Raw genomic sequence first — 15,322 nt, forward strand, 5'->3', positions numbered from 1 at the left:
CAACCGAACACAGCCCCCTTCGCCATCAAACCTGAGCTTGACAGCGCGGCATACAACCGCAGCACGTGCGGTTCGCTCTGGCTTGGCAGAACTTCGTTAAACCTAACTATTCCATACAGGTTTTCGTTTTTCGAAAAACGCCGCGATCCCTTCGCGCGCCTCTTCCGTTTCCCAGCGCTCGACCAGTTCACCAATGGTCTGATCAATCACGGCATCGTTAATACGCGGACCCAGAGTACTGATCAGAGCCTTAGCAGAGGCAACCGCCCCCGGCGCGCAAGACAAGTAAGGGCGAATTTCGTCCTCTACAGCCTCCGAAAGCCGATCAGCTGACACAGTCTTCGTCAACAGCCCAAGTTCAACGGCTTCGTTTGCATCAAAAAGACGGGCAGACATAAACACCCGGCGTGCGCGGGCTTCGCCCATGCGGGCAATGACATAGGGTCCGATTGTTGCCGGGATCAGCCCCAGACGCGTTTCGGTCAATCCCATTTTCAAACCGTCGACACCGATCGCGACATCACATACTGCCGCCATTCCAACCCCACCGCCAAAGGCATTGCCGTGCAGTGCTCCGATCAAAGGCTTGGGCATCGCATTCAGAGTCTGCAACATCTCGGCAAGCTTACGTGCTTCGACAAAACGCGTCGCTTTGTCAGCCGCCATCTGATCCTGCATCCAACCCAGATCGCCACCGGCACAAAACGTCTTTCCGGCCGCAGCCAGAACGACCACTCGGACAGCGTCATCCTGACCCAGTTGCGACGCGGCCAGCGTCAACTCGGCGATCATTTGGCCTGACAAGGCGTTGTGCTTCTGCGCTCTGTTCAGGGTCAGCGTGGCAACGCCCCGGACATCGGTCGATACCATTATTGTCTCGAACATCTCAGCTCCTCAAAACCTTGGCCATCTGTGCAGCCTCTTCAATCACGTCGATATCCAGACCAGTTTCGTATCCCAGTCGCTGCAAATGCGCCGCAACGGCCTCGGTGGCCACATTCCCCGCAGCGCCCGGGGCATAGGGACAACCGCCCAAGCCGCCCACGGCTGCATCGAATACACGCACGCCCAGCGCCAAAGCGGCGTCGATGTTATCGATTGCACGGCCATTTGTGTCATGGAAATGCCCCGCCAGTCGCGTCACCGGAACCCGCTCGCGCACTGCCAGAAGCATATGTGCAACCTTGTCCGGAGTACCCTGCCCAATCGTGTCGCCCAATGAGACCTCATAACAGCCCAGCGCAAAAAGCCGATCTGCCACCTCGGCGACTTTCTCGGGCGGTGTCGGACCGTCATACGGGCAGTCCGTGACACACGAGACATAACCGCGAACCGGCAGGTCGATATGGCGCGCCGCTTCAAGGATCGGCGTGAACCGCTCAATCGACTCGGCGATAGAGGCATTGATGTTGGCTTTTGAGAACCCCTCGGAGGCCGAGGCAAACACGGCAATCTCGTCCGCCTTGGCCGCCAGCGCATCGCCATATCCATGCATGTTCGGCGTCAGCGCAGCATAGCGCACACCATCCACACGAGTGATTCCACCCAGAACCTGAGCCGATCCCGCCATCTGCGGCACCCATTTTGGAGACACAAAGCTTGCAACTTCGATCCGGCGGAAACCCGCACGGCTGAGGCAGTCGATCAGGGCGATCTTGTCTGCCACCGGTATCTCGCGCTTTTCGTTCTGCAGCCCGTCGCGCGGCCCGACCTCGTAGATTTCGACCAGGTCACCCATATCCGACCCCCTTCTGGATTGTTGCCGTTTCAAGCAAAGATTGTCTGACCCTGCCACGCCGCGTTGCGCGGGTACAGATCAAGCTTCTTCCTCCAACCTCACCAAGGCAGCCCCGGCTTCGACCTGCGCACCGTCCTCGACCAGCACTTCGGCAACGATCCCGTCCCGCGCCGCAAGCAGAGAATGCTCCATCTTCATCGCTTCCAAAATGGCCAGACGATCGCCTTCCTGTACGGTTTGTCCGGCTGTGGCAAAGACTGCCTTGACCAGACCAGGCATAGGAGCTTCGATCACATTGGTGTCGCCGGTCGCGCTGGCATCGCGGTCCAGCGGGTCGATAACGTCGAAGCTCTGACCGTGGGTGGTGAAAACCGTCAGCGTACCGTTGTTTGCCGCGACACGAGGCATCGGCGCACCGTTCAGCACCCAGCACCCGACGGCACGTTCCGCAACAACGCGATCTTCGCCAAGCTGCCAAATCTGACGATCCGGCCCGTCGACCTGCACGTCCAATTCCAATACTTCATCGCGATTGGACAATTGCACAGCGCGATGCAGCGGAGCCCAGAGCGAAAACCCGGTTTCAGTTCCAACATCCACTAGATCCAGTGCAGTCATCGCAGCCGCGACTGCCGTAGCAGCCGATGGCACAGGTTCCTGCACCAACGCTTCAAGATCACGTCCGATCAGCCCTGTATCCACATCGCCCGAGGCAAATCCTTCGTGACGCGTTAACGCGCCCAGAAAGGCCAGGTTTGTAACGGTTCCCGCAACTTCGGTCTGCTGCAGCACCCGGTTCAACGTCTCAAGCGCAACAGCACGTGTCGCGCCATGTACGACCACTTTGGCGATCATCGGGTCGTACCACGGGCTGATCGTGTCCCCGGCCCGCACGCCGCTGTCAGCGCGACAATTGGCGGGGAAAACCAGATGAGTGAGCGTTCCCGTTGCAGGTAAGAACCCTTTCGGCACGTCCTCGGCATAAAGACGGGCCTCAAACGAATGGCCAGAGATCGACAGGTCTTCCTGCTGCTTCGGCAGGCTTTCACCCGCTGCAACACGCAATTGCCATTCAACCAGATCGATCTCCGTGATGGCCTCTGTTACCGGATGCTCCACCTGAAGGCGCGTGTTCATCTCCATGAACCAGAACCTGTCGGGGCGCAGTCCGTCAGAGGCATCGACGATGAACTCCACCGTGCCTGCGCCTTTATAGCCAATGGCTTCAGCTGCGCGCACTCCGGCCTGTCCCATCGCTTCGCGCATCTCAGACGTCATGCCCGGGGCCGGTGCCTCTTCGATCACCTTCTGATGACGGCGTTGCAGTGAACAGTCGCGTTCGAACAAATGCACCGCATGGGTGCCATCGCCAAAGACCTGAACTTCGATGTGCCGGGGTTTGGCGACAAATTTCTCGACCAATACGGCATCATTGCCAAAAGCTGTCCTGGCTTCGCCCCGTGCACTGTCCAATGCGGGGCGGAAATCGCTGGCTCGTTCGACCAGCCGCATCCCTTTGCCGCCGCCACCCGCAACCGCCTTGATCAAAACGGGGTAACCGATGGTGTCTGCGGCGCCCGCCAGATGTTCCGGATCCTGATTATCGCCATGATAGCCTGGCACTACGGGCACGCCAGCCTCTTCCATCAGAACCTTGGCTGCATCCTTTAGACCCATCTTGCGGATCGCATCCGCCGAGGGGCCGATGAACGTTAGCCCCGCCGCCTGCACGGCATCTACGAAGTCGGGGTTCTCGGACAGAAAGCCGTAACCGGGATGGATCGCCTGCGCGCCGGTATCCAGCGCGGCCTGAATGATCACATCGCCCTTCAAATAGCTCTCGGCCGGAGCTGCGCCGCCGATATGCACCGCCTCATCCGCCATCTGCACATGCTTTGCTACGGCGTCCGCATCCGAATAAACAGCAACGCAGGACACACCCATCTTCTGAGCGGTTTCCATCACCCGACAGGCGATCTCGCCCCGGTTGGCAATCAGGATTTTGTTGAACATCACGCGCCTCCACCTGTTTCGGCAATTGGAAAAGTGAACGAAACAATTGCTAGCAAGAAAAAAATCACTAGCAGGAGGAAGGGCACTGATTGTGCCAGTAGCCTTCCGTTCAGCCTGAGCACTGGTGCGCCGAAATCCGGCAGGTCAGCTTTTAGTGCACCCAGAAGCGCGCCATCAAACTGTGCCATCCGAGTAATGATTGCCCATTGCACGATCATCAACAGCATTCCCAGAAACGCCGTCAGAAATGACAATGTTGCTTCACCTTCCCTTAAAAGGGCGAACCAACCAGCAATGACGGGCACCGCGATAATGGGTGTGGCATAGACTGTACGCCACATTTTGTTGCTGTGCTCCACCCAAAGATAGGCAAGTTTATCTTTTGAAAGTTCGCTCATGGGTATCTTCTCACATCCGGAACACGCCGAAACGTGTCTCCTCAATCGGTGCGTTCAGAGCAGCACTCAGCGACAGGGCCAGCACGTCGCGGCTTTTGCGCGGGTCGATGATGCCGTCGTCCCACAACCGGGCCGAGGCGTAGAGCGGGTGCGATTGCTCCTCGAACATCTCCAGCGTCGGGCGCTTGAATTCGGCCTCTTCCTCGGCAGACCAGGCACCGCCCTGCCGTTCTATCCCGTCGCGTTTGACAGTGGCCAGCACGCCCGCCGCCTGCTCGCCGCCCATGACCGAGATCCTCGAATTCGGCCAGGTCCACAGAAATCGCGGCTGATAGGCCCGCCCCGCCATACCGTAGTTCCCAGCCCCGAACGAGCCACCGACCAGCATGGTGATTTTGGGGACATTCGTCGTGGCAACAGCCGTCACCATCTTGGCTCCATGCCGCGCGATGCCTTCGTTTTCGTATTTGCGACCAACCATGAAGCCGGTGATGTTCTGCAGGAAGACCAACGGGATGTTACGCTGAGAACATAGCTCAACGAAATGAGCGCCCTTCTGCGCCGCCTCCGAGAACAGCACGCCGTTGTTGGCGATGATGCCAACCGGGCAGCCCTTGACATGGGCAAAACCGGTCACCAGCGTCTCACCAAAGCGGGGCTTGAACTCATCAAAACGCGAACCGTCGACAAGTCGCGCGATTACTTCGCGAATGTCATACGGGGTACGCAGGTCGGCGGGAACAACACCCAGAATCTCGTCGGGGTCATATGCCGGATCTTCGGGGTTGGCCCAGTCCACGGTCTGCGGCCGGCGCAGGTTCAGCGAAGCAACCGCGCGGCGCGCAAGGGCCAGCGCGTGGGCGTCATCCTCGGCCAGATAATCCGCCACGCCGGACAGACGAGTATGTACATCGCCGCCGCCCAGGTCTTCGGCGCTGACAACCTCACCGGTCGCAGCCTTGACCAGAGGTGGCCCGGCCAGAAAGATCGTACCCTGCTCTTTCACGATGATTGTCACATCCGACATCGCCGGAACATAAGCCCCACCCGCCGTGCAGGAGCCCATGACCACAGCGATCTGAGGGATACCCTTCGCGCTCATCCGTGCTTGGTTATAGAAGATGCGGCCAAAATGGTCGCGGTCTGGGAAAACCTCATCCTGATTGGGCAGGTTCGCGCCGCCGCTATCGACCAGATAGATGCAGGGCAGATGGTTTTCCTCGGCAATCTCCTGCGCGCGCAGGTGTTTCTTGACCGTCATCGGATAATAGGTGCCGCCCTTCACGGTGGCGTCATTGCACACCACCATGACCTCGCGCCCCTGCACCCGGCCAATGCCCGCGATGACACCCGCCGCCGGGGCCGCATCGCCATACATCCCATGCGCCGCCGTCGCGCCGATTTCCAGAAACGGAGACCCTGGATCGAGCAGGTTCGCCACCCGACGCCGAGGCAGCATCTTGCCACGGGATTCATGCCGCGCCCGGGATTTCTCCCCGCCCCCCATACGGGCCCCTTCGGCAGCGGCTGAGATTTGGGCCAACGCGTCGAGATGGGCCGCGCGGTTTGTCTTGAAGCCCTCAGAGGCGGGCATGGCTTTGGATGTGAGTTTCATATCAGTACGATCCCATTCCCTGTTCGAAGATCCAAAGGCTTCTTGCTTCGAGGGTCAAATCATCACGATCCAACCCACGAAATGATGCCCTCATTAATCGTGGATAAACCCACCCAACTCAAACTGAAGCGTTTGCATTTGCATGAGCGTAAGCCTTGACATGCAATCGGCTCTTACTGCGTCGTATCCCGAGTTAATTGCATTCCAACTCGCCTCTATTTCGCACATTGCATCACGGTAATTGATCCAAGCTCTTTGAGCGGATACCAACATTTCTTTGCTTTCAGAGACACCGTCAGAGCCATAGGCGTTGTTTCGCGCGGCAGCCAAGTAGACTGGATAGACTTCATTTAATTTCGCATCGATCTCATCGAAAGCCGCATAGCTACAATAGTAAGCACCGCCAGCTGTACCGAGGTTTTGCGTGAACCGGTAGCAGCGCCTCATGGCTTGCTCAAAACAAGTGAGTTGGTCCGAGTATTCCCAGTTAAAACACTCTGTCATGTTTAGGTGTGTTTCAGAATCGAAATCCTCAATCGTTTGCAACGGCTGGGCGACAGCTGCAGCGGAAACAAGACCGAAGACACTGAACACAATGGAAGAGATTGAGGCTCTCATTTATTACTTTTCCTTATTGGATTGATGAGTAACAGAGGAGTATGTTGCTTCGTCCACAGCATCAATTCCCTCTTTGGTTGAATCAGCTTTTTCTTTAATCGCCCTTGCTTTCAACTCCTTGCGGATCACCTTCCCCGTCACCGTCATCGGCAGCTCCTCGAGAAACGCCACCTCACGCGGATAGGAATAATGCGCCAGACGGTCTTTGACCCAATCCTGCAACTCGCGCTCCGCCGCCTCGGCCCCCGGCTTCAACACCACATAGGCCTTTACAATCTCGGTCCTCAGCGGGTCGGGCTTGCCGACCACGCCAACCGTCGCCACCGCAGGGTGGGTCAGCAGGCAATCCTCAATCTCAGCCGGGCCGATACGGTATCCGGCTGAAGTGATCACGTCATCATCACGACCAACAAAGCGCAGGTAGTCGCCTTCCCAAACACCTCTGTCTCCGGTGATCAGCCAGTCGCCCCGGAACTTCTCAGCCGTCGCCTCGGGCCGGTTCCAGTACTCCAGCATCATCGAGGCGGACCCGCGCCGGATCGCCACGTCGCCCTCGTCGTCGGTCGTTGGGTTGCCGTCCTCGTCGATCACCGCCACCTCATGCCCCGGCACCGGTTTGCCAATGCACCCGGGCTGCACGGGGAAATCCTCGGCGCAAGAAGATACGACCATGTTGCATTCGGTCTGGCCATAGAATTCGTTGATCGTCAGACCGAACGCCTTTTGACCCCAGGCCAGCATCTCGGCCCCCAGCGGTTCCCCCCCGGACGCAACCGAGCGCAATCCGGGGATCGCCTGATCCGCGGCCTTGAGCATACGCAGCGCGGTTGGCGGGAAGAAGACATTCCGCACCTCTCCCCGTGCAATGATATCGGCGCAGGCTTCGGGGGTGAACTTCTCAAGCCGTGCCGCGACAACCGGGATACCCAGCGCCAGCCCCGGCATCAGAACATCGAACAGCCCGCCGATCCACGCCCAATCCGCCGGCGTCCACAGGCAGTCCCCTTTGCGCAGGTGATTGTGGCTGATCGAGACACCCGGCAGATGCCCGGTCAGAACCCGGTGCCCATGCAGCGCGCCCTTCGGGCTGCCGGTGGTGCCCGAGGTATAGATCAACGCAGCCGGATCTTCAGGCCCGGTCGTGGCAAATGGCACAGCCGGACCCGCCTCGCCAATTTCAGATGCAATCAGAGGTTCAGACAAATCGCCCAGCAGATCCGCCCCTTCGGCATCAGTCAGCACGATCTGAACGCCTGCATCGCCAGCCCGCGACCGCAGCGCATCCCGCTTGAACAGTTTGAACAGCGGCACCGAGATCGCACCGATCTTCCAGATCGCCAGATGCGCCGCAGCGCACCACGGCGACTGGCTCAGCAAAACGCCGATGCGATCCCCAGGTTGCACGCGACGCAGCAGCGCGCGGGCGATATCGTCGGTCATTTGCGACAATTGCCCGTATCTTATAAGCCGCTGGTCCGATCCGGTCAGATCAACAAGCGCCACCTGGTCGCCCGAATGGCTCAGACACTGCTGCGCCATGTTCAGCCGCTCCGGCAGGTCCCAGGTTCCACCTGGACGCAAACCCGGTATGCGCTCAGCGTCTAGCACCATGAAATCCCCTTGTTTTCCTGGTGCTTCGCAGCGCGACTTCACATGAGTTCCTCACGCAAACTTGATGCAGATCAGAGTTGTCGAATGCCGCCTTTGCCAAACCACGAACATCAACATAACCAAAGGCACGAATATGACAAAGAAACTCGCCGCTTTGACGCTGTCTACCGCGTTGGTCGCTCTGGCCGCTCCGGCTTTGGCCCAGTCGCAAGGGGACTGGACGCTTGGCATCGGTGTCGGCTACCTGGACCCGAAGTCGGACAATGGCACTGTCGCGAATACCTACGCCGAAGTCGGTTCCAACACCCGCCCGATCTTTACCGCAGAGTATTTTGTTCGCGACAACCTGGGCATCGAACTTCTGGCGGCGCTGCCATTCAAGCACGATATCACCCTTGGCGGAAGCCTTGACGTCGGCGACGTCAAACACTTGCCGCCCACCCTGTCGTTGAACTATCACTTTCCGACCAACAGCGTGTGGAAACCGTATGTCGGCGCTGGTGTGAACTACACGATCTTCTTCGACGAAGAGACCCCTGGTCTTAAGCTGGACAATTCCGTCGGCCTCGCGCTGCAGGCCGGTCTGGATTATATGGTCACCGAAGCAGGTGCCATCCGTCTGAACGTACGCTGGTTCGACATCGACTCGGATGTCTCGCTCGGCGGTGTCCCAATCGGCACAGCAGAAATCGATCCTTGGCTGGTCGGTGTTTCCTACGTCCATCAGTTCTGATTCCATTACCAAAGCGCCTCGCAGTTCCCTCGTCTGCGGGGCGTTTTTCCTCAGAGCATTTCGTTCATCATTTCACGGCCGATCAGCATCCGGCGAATCTCGCTGGTGCCTGCACCGATTTCCATCAGCTTGGCGTCCCGGAAAATCCGGCTGACCGGTGAATCCGACAGGAACCCCGCCCCACCCAGCGCCTGAACCGCCTGATGCGCCTGAACCATCGCCTGTTCCGAGGCGTATAGGCAGCAAGCCGCCGCATCCTGCCGGGTCACGTCGCCCCGATCGCACGCCTTGGCGACCTCATAGACATAGGCCCGCGCCGAATTCATTGCCGTGTACATGTCGGCGATCTTGCCCTGCATCAGTTGGAAGCTGCCGATAGGTTTGCCGAACTGTTTGCGCTCGGCCATATAGGGCATCACTTCGTCCAGACAGGCGGCCATGATGCCAGTGCCAATCCCGGCCAAAACCACGCGTTCGTAGTCCAGACCAGACATGAGCACGGCCACGCCCTTGCCCTCTTCGCCCAACACGTTCTCGAACGGCACCTCGACGTCTTCAAAGATCAATTCCGCCGTGTTCGATCCGCGCATCCCCAGCTTGTCGAAATGAGGCGAGGTCGAAAAACCCTTCATCTCTTTTTCGATCAGAAAAGCAGTGATGCCTTTCGATCCGGCTTCTGGGTCTGTCTTGGCGTAGACCACCAGAGTATCCGCGTCCGGCCCATTGGTGATCCAGTATTTGTTCCCGTTCAGGCGGTAATGATCGTTGCGCTTTTCCGCGCGCAACTTCATCGACACCACGTCCGACCCGGCCGAAGGCTCTGACATGGCCAGCGCGCCCACATGTTCACCCGAAATCAGGCGCGGCAGGTATTTCTGCTTCTGCTCATTGTTGCCGTTCAGCTTGATCTGATTCACGCACAGGTTGGAATGAGCCCCATAAGACAGAGAAACCGAGGCCGACGCGCGCGCAACCTCTTCGACAGCAATCGTATGCGCCAGATAGGACATGCCTGCACCACCGTACTCTTCAGGGACGGTAACACCCAACAGGCCAAGCTCTCCCATCTCTTTCCACAGCTCGTTCGGAAAGGCATTCGTCGAGTCGATCTCGGCCGCCATCGGCTTGACCCGTTCTTGCGCCCAGCGATGCACCATCTCGCGCAGGGCATTCACATCCTCACCCAGATCGAACTTCATCGTGGCCATGAACATCTGCGTCTTCCCTCCGCTTTAATGAACAAGTGTTCAATAAATCTTTAGCAGCGAATCTGTTGCCGGTCAATCTTTGTGAAGCCCCGACCAAAAACAGAAAACGCCGCCCGGAAAGGGCGGCGCTTTCAACGATTGAACGTGCGTCGCAGGCGCACTCCGCGTGGTCACGACTGATAAATCGCCCCCACTTCCGCCCGGATTATCCGGGCGATCAATCGGCAATCCTCCAGAGAGAACGTCAGGGGCACACGCATGTCCATAACGCCCGCCAGAACCCGGTCACTTTCAGGCATCCGTTCGCTTTCAAAATATCGCCAGCTGTCATAGCGCGATGTGAATCCTGTCGGCTCAGCCCCACCGAACCACTTCAACTCGACCCCACGTGCCGCACAACGGTCGATAACGTCGGCAATCCGCTCAGGCGACCAATCCAGCAGCAGGAACTGGATTGAAGACCCAACATAGGTTTCATCCTCGGGTCGCTCAACAATCGTTAGACCCGGAGTGCCGCGCAGCCCGGCCTCGATCTCGCGGTAGCGCTCGTTCCACCGGTCCACCTGCCGGTCGAGGTCCCGCAATTGCGGGCGCAAGATCGCCGCGCGCAAGTTGTCCATCCGGCCGGAGACGTTTGGCGTAGTGTATTTGATCCGCTCGAACACTTCGGGACCCGGAGCCGCCAGATGGCGCTCATACAACATGTAAGACCCCGACAGCATCGTAGCCTTGGCGGCCAGCTCCTCGTCATCAGTGACCAGCAGGCCCCCCTCGCCCGAGTTTACATGCTTGTAGGTCTGACAGGAATAACACCCGATTGCGCCCTGCCGCCCTGACAACTGGCCACGCCAGGTCGCGCCCATCGTATGCGCACAATCTTCGATCACCATCACTCCGGCTGCATCACACATCTGCATCAGCCGGTCCATGTCGCACAGATGTCCGCGCATGTGGCTGAGCATCAAGACACGGGATTGTTCCAGCTTGCTCTCAAGATCCTCCAGATCGATTGTCAGATCTTCAGTCACACCGACAAAGATTGCCCGCCCACCGACTGAGGCAATCGACCCCGGTACCGGGGCCAGCGTGAAGGCGTTTGTCAGAACCGGATCGCCGGGTTGAACGCCAACTGCGCGCAAAGCCGTCGCAAGCGCATATCCGCCAGACGAAACCGCCAAACAATATTTGGCGCCCGTCTGCGCGGCAAATTCCTGCTCCAGCAGGGCCGTTTCCCCCAATTCACCCGGGGCAACGTTATAGCGATGCAGACGTCCATGGCGCAGAACGGCCAGTGCCGCCTCGATTGCGTCTTCCGGAAGGGGTTCCTGCTGCGTGAAATTACCAGAGAATATTTCGGTCATGGTCTTGTTCTGGGGCTCCGAAGAGGTCCGGTCAAGGTCTTACGCAGCCGCACCGATCAGATTGGGTACGAGGCCAGGCAAATCGTCAAAGTGATGCAGCAAGGCTTCTGGCTCTAATGCCGCCATGTCATCACCTGACGGTCCGAAAGTCACAAGGACGGAGGGCACCCCTGCTGCTCTGGCGGTATTGCGATCTGTATCCGAGTCGCCGATCAGCACACACCAATCGGGATCCCCCCCGGCACGCCGCGCTGCTTCGCGCAGCGGGGCCGGGTCAGGTTTACGCACCGGCAGCGTATCCGCCCCGACCAGCGAGGCAAACCGGTCCCGCACCCCCATGCGCGTCAGCAACAATTCGGCCAGATGTTCCGGTTTGTTGGTGCAAATGCCAATCCCGTATCCCGCATTGCTAAGCATTTCGACCGCCTGCAATGCACCGGGATAGAAACTGGTGTGGGTATCGATATCCTGCGCATAGGCCTCAAGAAGAACCGGGTAATATGTCTGCACTGTCTCTTCATCATAGGCTCCGACACGCTTTAGCCCGTGGGTCAACATCATGCGTCCGCCACGCAGCGCTATAGCGGAATCTGGCCCGTGGACCATCACATCGCCGTGCCCCATTTCGCGAAAACAATGGTTCGCTGCGGCCAGCAAATCGCCCGATGTATCCGCCAAAGTGCCGTCCAGATCGAAAATGACTGTACGCATTTAGCCCCCTTATTCGGCAGGTTTTCGCCGTATCCTGTTTCAATCGGCAATCTAGTTTGATGGCCGAACGGCTTGCGCCTTTGCCCTCAGCGGATAAAACGGTCGGCAACAAAACACAAAGAGAAAACGATTTTATGAGCAATGCCCTTGTCATCCTCGCCGCCGGGAAAGGCACCAGGATGAATTCGGATCTTCCCAAAGTCCTGCATCCGATCGCTCACGCTCCGATGCTTGTTCACGCGATGCGTGCGGGATCTGTCCTGTCCCCTGAGCGTACTGTGATCGTCACCGGCCACGGGTCCGAAGCTGTGGCAAAGGTGGCAAACGGCGAAGATGAAGAGGCGCAGATTGCTGTTCAGGAAGAACAGCTAGGCACGGCCCATGCAGTCGCTAAGGCCCGGCAAGCGCTGGACGGGTTCGAAGGCGATGTCGTGGTTCTTTACGGCGACACCCCGTTTCTGCAACCTGACACGTTAGAGCGGATGATCGAGGCACGATCAGAGAACGATCTGGTCATATTGGGGTTCGAAGCTGCCGATCCTGCCCGCTATGGCCGATTGGTCATGAATGGCAATGTGCTGGAACGCATTGTCGAGTTTAAAGACGCATCAGACGAAGAACGCGCCATAGTATTTTGCAATTCAGGGCTTTTAGCCTGCGACGCACAACTGCTGTTCTCGTTGATCGATGAGGTCGGAAACGATAACGCCTCGGGTGAATACTACCTGACCGACGTGGTTGAAATTGCCCGCAATCGCGGACTGAAAGTCACTGCAGTCGCTTGCGACGAGGCGCAAACATTGGGCGTGAACTCTCGTGCCGATCTGGCGTTTGCCGATGCTGTGTTTCAGGAGCGTGCCCGGGCCGAGCTGCTTGATATGGGCGTTACGCTGATGGCACCCGAGACGGTGTACCTGTCTGCGGATACGGTGGTCGGGCGTGATACGGTGATCGAACCCAACGTGGTTTTCGGCCCTGGCGTCACGGTGGAAAGCGACACAACAATCCGGGCGTTTTCCCATTTGGAAGGCTGTCATGTCAGCCGGGGTTCTGTCATCGGCCCCTACGCCCGACTGCGCCCCGGTGCCGAACTTGCCGAAAACACGCGAGTTGGCAATTTCGTCGAAATCAAGAACGCCGAAATCGCCGAAGGCGCGAAGGTCAACCACCTCAGCTATATCGGGGACGCTTCGGTTGGCGCGGCAACAAATATTGGCGCGGGAACGATCACCTGTAACTACGACGGTGTGATGAAACACAAGACCACCATTGGTGAGAACGTCTTTATCGGATCGAACACCATGTTGGTGGCGCCAGTCACTGTGGGCGATGGCGGCATGACCGCGACAGGCACCGTCGTGACCAAGAATGTGGAACCTGACGCGCTGGCGGTCGCCCGTGCCAAGCAGGAAAACAAACCCGGATATGCGCGTAAATTGTTTGAAATGTTGAAGGCGAAGAAGGCTCGCCGCGACAAAGAGGCCTGAGATATGTGTGGAATTGTAGGTGTTCTGGGGCAGCACGAAGCGGCCCCTATTCTGGTAGAAGCCCTGAAACGGCTGGAATATCGCGGCTATGACAGTGCCGGGATTGCAACGGTGAACGACGGCACATTGGGTCGGCGACGCGCGGTCGGCAAGCTGGTCAACCTCAGCGACCTGCTGGTGCATGACCCGCTACCCGGAAAATCAGGCATCGGCCACACCCGCTGGGCCACCCATGGTGCCCCGTCGGTCAACAATGCGCATCCGCACAAGGCAGGTCCTGTGGCGGTTGTTCACAATGGCATCGTCGAAAACTATCGCAATCTGCGGGCTGAACTGGCCGAACATGGCGTCGACTTTCAGACCGAAACCGACACGGAAACGGTCGCCCTTATGGCGGAACACCATATGAACTCTGGTTTGTCTCCGGTTGAGGCCGCGTTCAAGACGATCGACCAGTTGGACGGCGCCTTTGCGCTGGCGTTTCTGTTCGACGGTGAAGACGACCTGATCGTGGCTGCCCGCAAGGGATCGCCGCTGGCTATCGGCCACGGCGATGGTGAGATGTATGTGGGGTCTGACGCCATTGCCCTGGCTCCGCTTACCAATCAGATCACATACCTTGAAGAAGGCGACAGAGCGGTTCTGACCCGAACGTCGCTGGAAATCCGCAACGAGGCAGGTGAACTTGCCAACCGTGAAAAGCGCAAGATCAAGCTGGATCATGCGCGGGCCGACAAAGGCGAACACAAACACTTCATGGCCAAGGAAATCGCTGAACAGCCCATCGTGGTGGCCGAAGCGATCCGATCCTATCTGCCCACGGGCGGCGACCACGTTGTGCTACCCGACACGAATTTGGATTTCAGCAAGCTGGATCGCCTGACCATGGTGGCCTGCGGCACCGCGTTTTACGCCTGCCTGACCGCGAAATACTGGTTCGAACAACTGGCGAAGATGCCCGTTGAAGTCGATATCGCCAGCGAGTTCCGCTATCGCGAACCTCCGATCACCGACCGCACACTGGCCCTTTTCGTCAGCCAGTCGGGCGAAACCGCCGACACGCTGGCCGCGTTGCGGTACTGTGAGGGCAAGGCAGACAAGATCGTTTCGGTCGTCAACGTGCCCGAAAGCTCGATTGCACGGGAAAGCGATATCGCCTTGCCGATCCATGCCGGTGTCGAAATCGGCGTGGCTTCGACCAAAGCCTTCACCTGTCAGCTGAGCGTGCTGCTGATGCTGGCGCTCAAGGCCGCAGCAGACCGGGGCACGATGACGGATGAGGACATCGCCGATCATGCCGCCGCGCTGCGCGGGTTGCCGTCCGTGCTGAACGCAGCGCTCGATCAGAACCGGGCGATCCGAAAAGCGGCCCAACGGCTTTCCGAGGCGCGCGACGTTCTGTTTCTGGGCCGTGGCCTGATGTATCCGCTGGCAATGGAAGGCGCGTTGAAGCTCAAGGAAATCAGCTACATCCACGCCGAAGGGTATGCGTCGGGTGAGTTGAAACACGGGCCCATTGCCTTGATCGACAAACATATGCCCGTCGTTGTCATGGCACCCCGTGACACGGTGTTCGACAAGACCGTATCAAACATGCAAGAAGTGATGGCGCGCAAGGGCAAAGTGATCCTGGTCTCTGACGACGACGGCATTGATGAGGCCGGTGACGGTGTCTGGAGCACCATCCGCATGCCGCATATTCACACCAGCCTTGCGCCGATCCTCTACTCGGTTCCCGCACAATTGCTTGCCTACCATACGGCCGTTGCCAAGGGCACGGATGTGGATCAACCGCGCAATTTGGCCAAGTCGGTCACAGTGGAGTAACC

General features: G+C 58.6%; 13 protein-coding genes. 3 read left to right on the forward strand and 10 right to left on the reverse strand.

Annotated features, from left to right (window positions below):
• Nucleotides 1–102: 102 nt before the first annotated feature.
• From ACR0K5_RS02605 to ACR0K5_RS02635, 7 genes are all read right to left on the reverse strand, one after another.
• The gene (locus ACR0K5_RS02605; protein WP_480628174.1) at nucleotides 103–885 is read right to left on the reverse strand and encodes a crotonase/enoyl-CoA hydratase family protein; all 783 of its coding nucleotides are present in this window, start codon (nucleotides 883–885) and stop codon (nucleotides 103–105) included.
• Nucleotide 886: 1 nt separating this feature from the next.
• Nucleotides 887–1,738, reverse strand: a complete 852-nt coding sequence (locus tag ACR0K5_RS02610; RefSeq protein WP_480628175.1) for a hydroxymethylglutaryl-CoA lyase — start codon at nucleotides 1,736–1,738, stop codon at nucleotides 887–889.
• A gap of 78 nt (nucleotides 1,739–1,816) precedes the next feature.
• Nucleotides 1,817–3,751 (reverse strand): acetyl/propionyl/methylcrotonyl-CoA carboxylase subunit alpha, encoded by a 1,935-nt coding sequence (locus ACR0K5_RS02615; RefSeq protein WP_480628176.1) that lies wholly within the window; start codon nucleotides 3,749–3,751, stop codon nucleotides 1,817–1,819.
• Entirely contained in the window at nucleotides 3,751–4,149 is a 399-nt protein-coding gene (locus ACR0K5_RS02620; RefSeq protein WP_480628177.1) for a hypothetical protein, read from the reverse strand. Before ACR0K5_RS02620 ends, ACR0K5_RS02615 begins: the two co-directional genes overlap by 1 nt.
• Before the next feature lie 10 nt (nucleotides 4,150–4,159).
• Nucleotides 4,160–5,764: a carboxyl transferase domain-containing protein gene (locus tag ACR0K5_RS02625; protein WP_480628178.1), complete on the reverse strand. Its 1,605-nt coding sequence runs from the start codon at nucleotides 5,762–5,764 to the stop codon at nucleotides 4,160–4,162.
• A 93-nt stretch (nucleotides 5,765–5,857) separates the two neighbouring features.
• Entirely contained in the window at nucleotides 5,858–6,382 is a 525-nt protein-coding gene (locus tag ACR0K5_RS02630; RefSeq protein ID WP_480628179.1) for a lysozyme inhibitor LprI family protein, read from the reverse strand.
• A gap of 3 nt (nucleotides 6,383–6,385) precedes the next feature.
• On the reverse strand, nucleotides 6,386–7,993 hold the full coding sequence (locus tag ACR0K5_RS02635; protein WP_480628180.1) for an AMP-binding protein: 1,608 nt from the start codon (nucleotides 7,991–7,993) through the stop codon (nucleotides 6,386–6,388).
• Between the two features lie 133 nt (nucleotides 7,994–8,126).
• On the opposite strand from ACR0K5_RS02635, the gene ACR0K5_RS02640 reads away from it, so the two are divergent.
• Nucleotides 8,127–8,726: an OmpW/AlkL family protein gene (locus ACR0K5_RS02640; protein ID WP_480628181.1), complete on the forward strand. Its 600-nt coding sequence runs from the start codon at nucleotides 8,127–8,129 to the stop codon at nucleotides 8,724–8,726.
• Between the two features lie 50 nt (nucleotides 8,727–8,776).
• Here ACR0K5_RS02640 and ACR0K5_RS02645 read toward each other — a convergent pair whose 3' ends face one another.
• The 3 genes from ACR0K5_RS02645 to ACR0K5_RS02655 all read right to left on the reverse strand — a co-directional run bounded on the left by ACR0K5_RS02645 (nucleotide 8,777) and on the right by ACR0K5_RS02655 (nucleotide 12,006).
• Nucleotides 8,777–9,940, reverse strand: a complete 1,164-nt coding sequence (locus ACR0K5_RS02645) for an isovaleryl-CoA dehydrogenase (RefSeq protein ID WP_480628182.1) — start codon at nucleotides 9,938–9,940, stop codon at nucleotides 8,777–8,779.
• 164 nt (nucleotides 9,941–10,104) lie between these two features.
• Nucleotides 10,105–11,295 (reverse strand): DegT/DnrJ/EryC1/StrS family aminotransferase, encoded by a 1,191-nt coding sequence (locus ACR0K5_RS02650; RefSeq protein WP_480628183.1) that lies wholly within the window; start codon nucleotides 11,293–11,295, stop codon nucleotides 10,105–10,107.
• A 39-nt stretch (nucleotides 11,296–11,334) separates the two neighbouring features.
• A complete protein-coding gene (locus ACR0K5_RS02655; protein ID WP_480628184.1) occupies nucleotides 11,335–12,006 on the reverse strand; it encodes an HAD-IA family hydrolase in 672 nt (223 codons plus the stop codon).
• A 134-nt stretch (nucleotides 12,007–12,140) separates the two neighbouring features.
• Here ACR0K5_RS02655 and glmU point away from each other — a divergent pair, with 134 nt between their 5' ends.
• Both glmU and glmS read left to right on the forward strand, forming a co-directional pair.
• Nucleotides 12,141–13,493 carry a bifunctional UDP-N-acetylglucosamine diphosphorylase/glucosamine-1-phosphate N-acetyltransferase GlmU gene (glmU, locus tag ACR0K5_RS02660; RefSeq protein WP_480628185.1) on the forward strand — a complete coding sequence of 451 codons (1,353 nt, stop codon included), beginning with the start codon at nucleotides 12,141–12,143 and terminating at the stop codon, nucleotides 13,491–13,493.
• Between the two features lie 3 nt (nucleotides 13,494–13,496).
• The gene (gene glmS / locus ACR0K5_RS02665; RefSeq protein ID WP_480628186.1) at nucleotides 13,497–15,320 is read left to right on the forward strand and encodes a glutamine--fructose-6-phosphate transaminase (isomerizing); all 1,824 of its coding nucleotides are present in this window, start codon (nucleotides 13,497–13,499) and stop codon (nucleotides 15,318–15,320) included.
• Nucleotides 15,321–15,322: the final 2 nt, after the last annotated feature.

The organism is Ruegeria sp. AB9 (assembly GCF_056542585.1).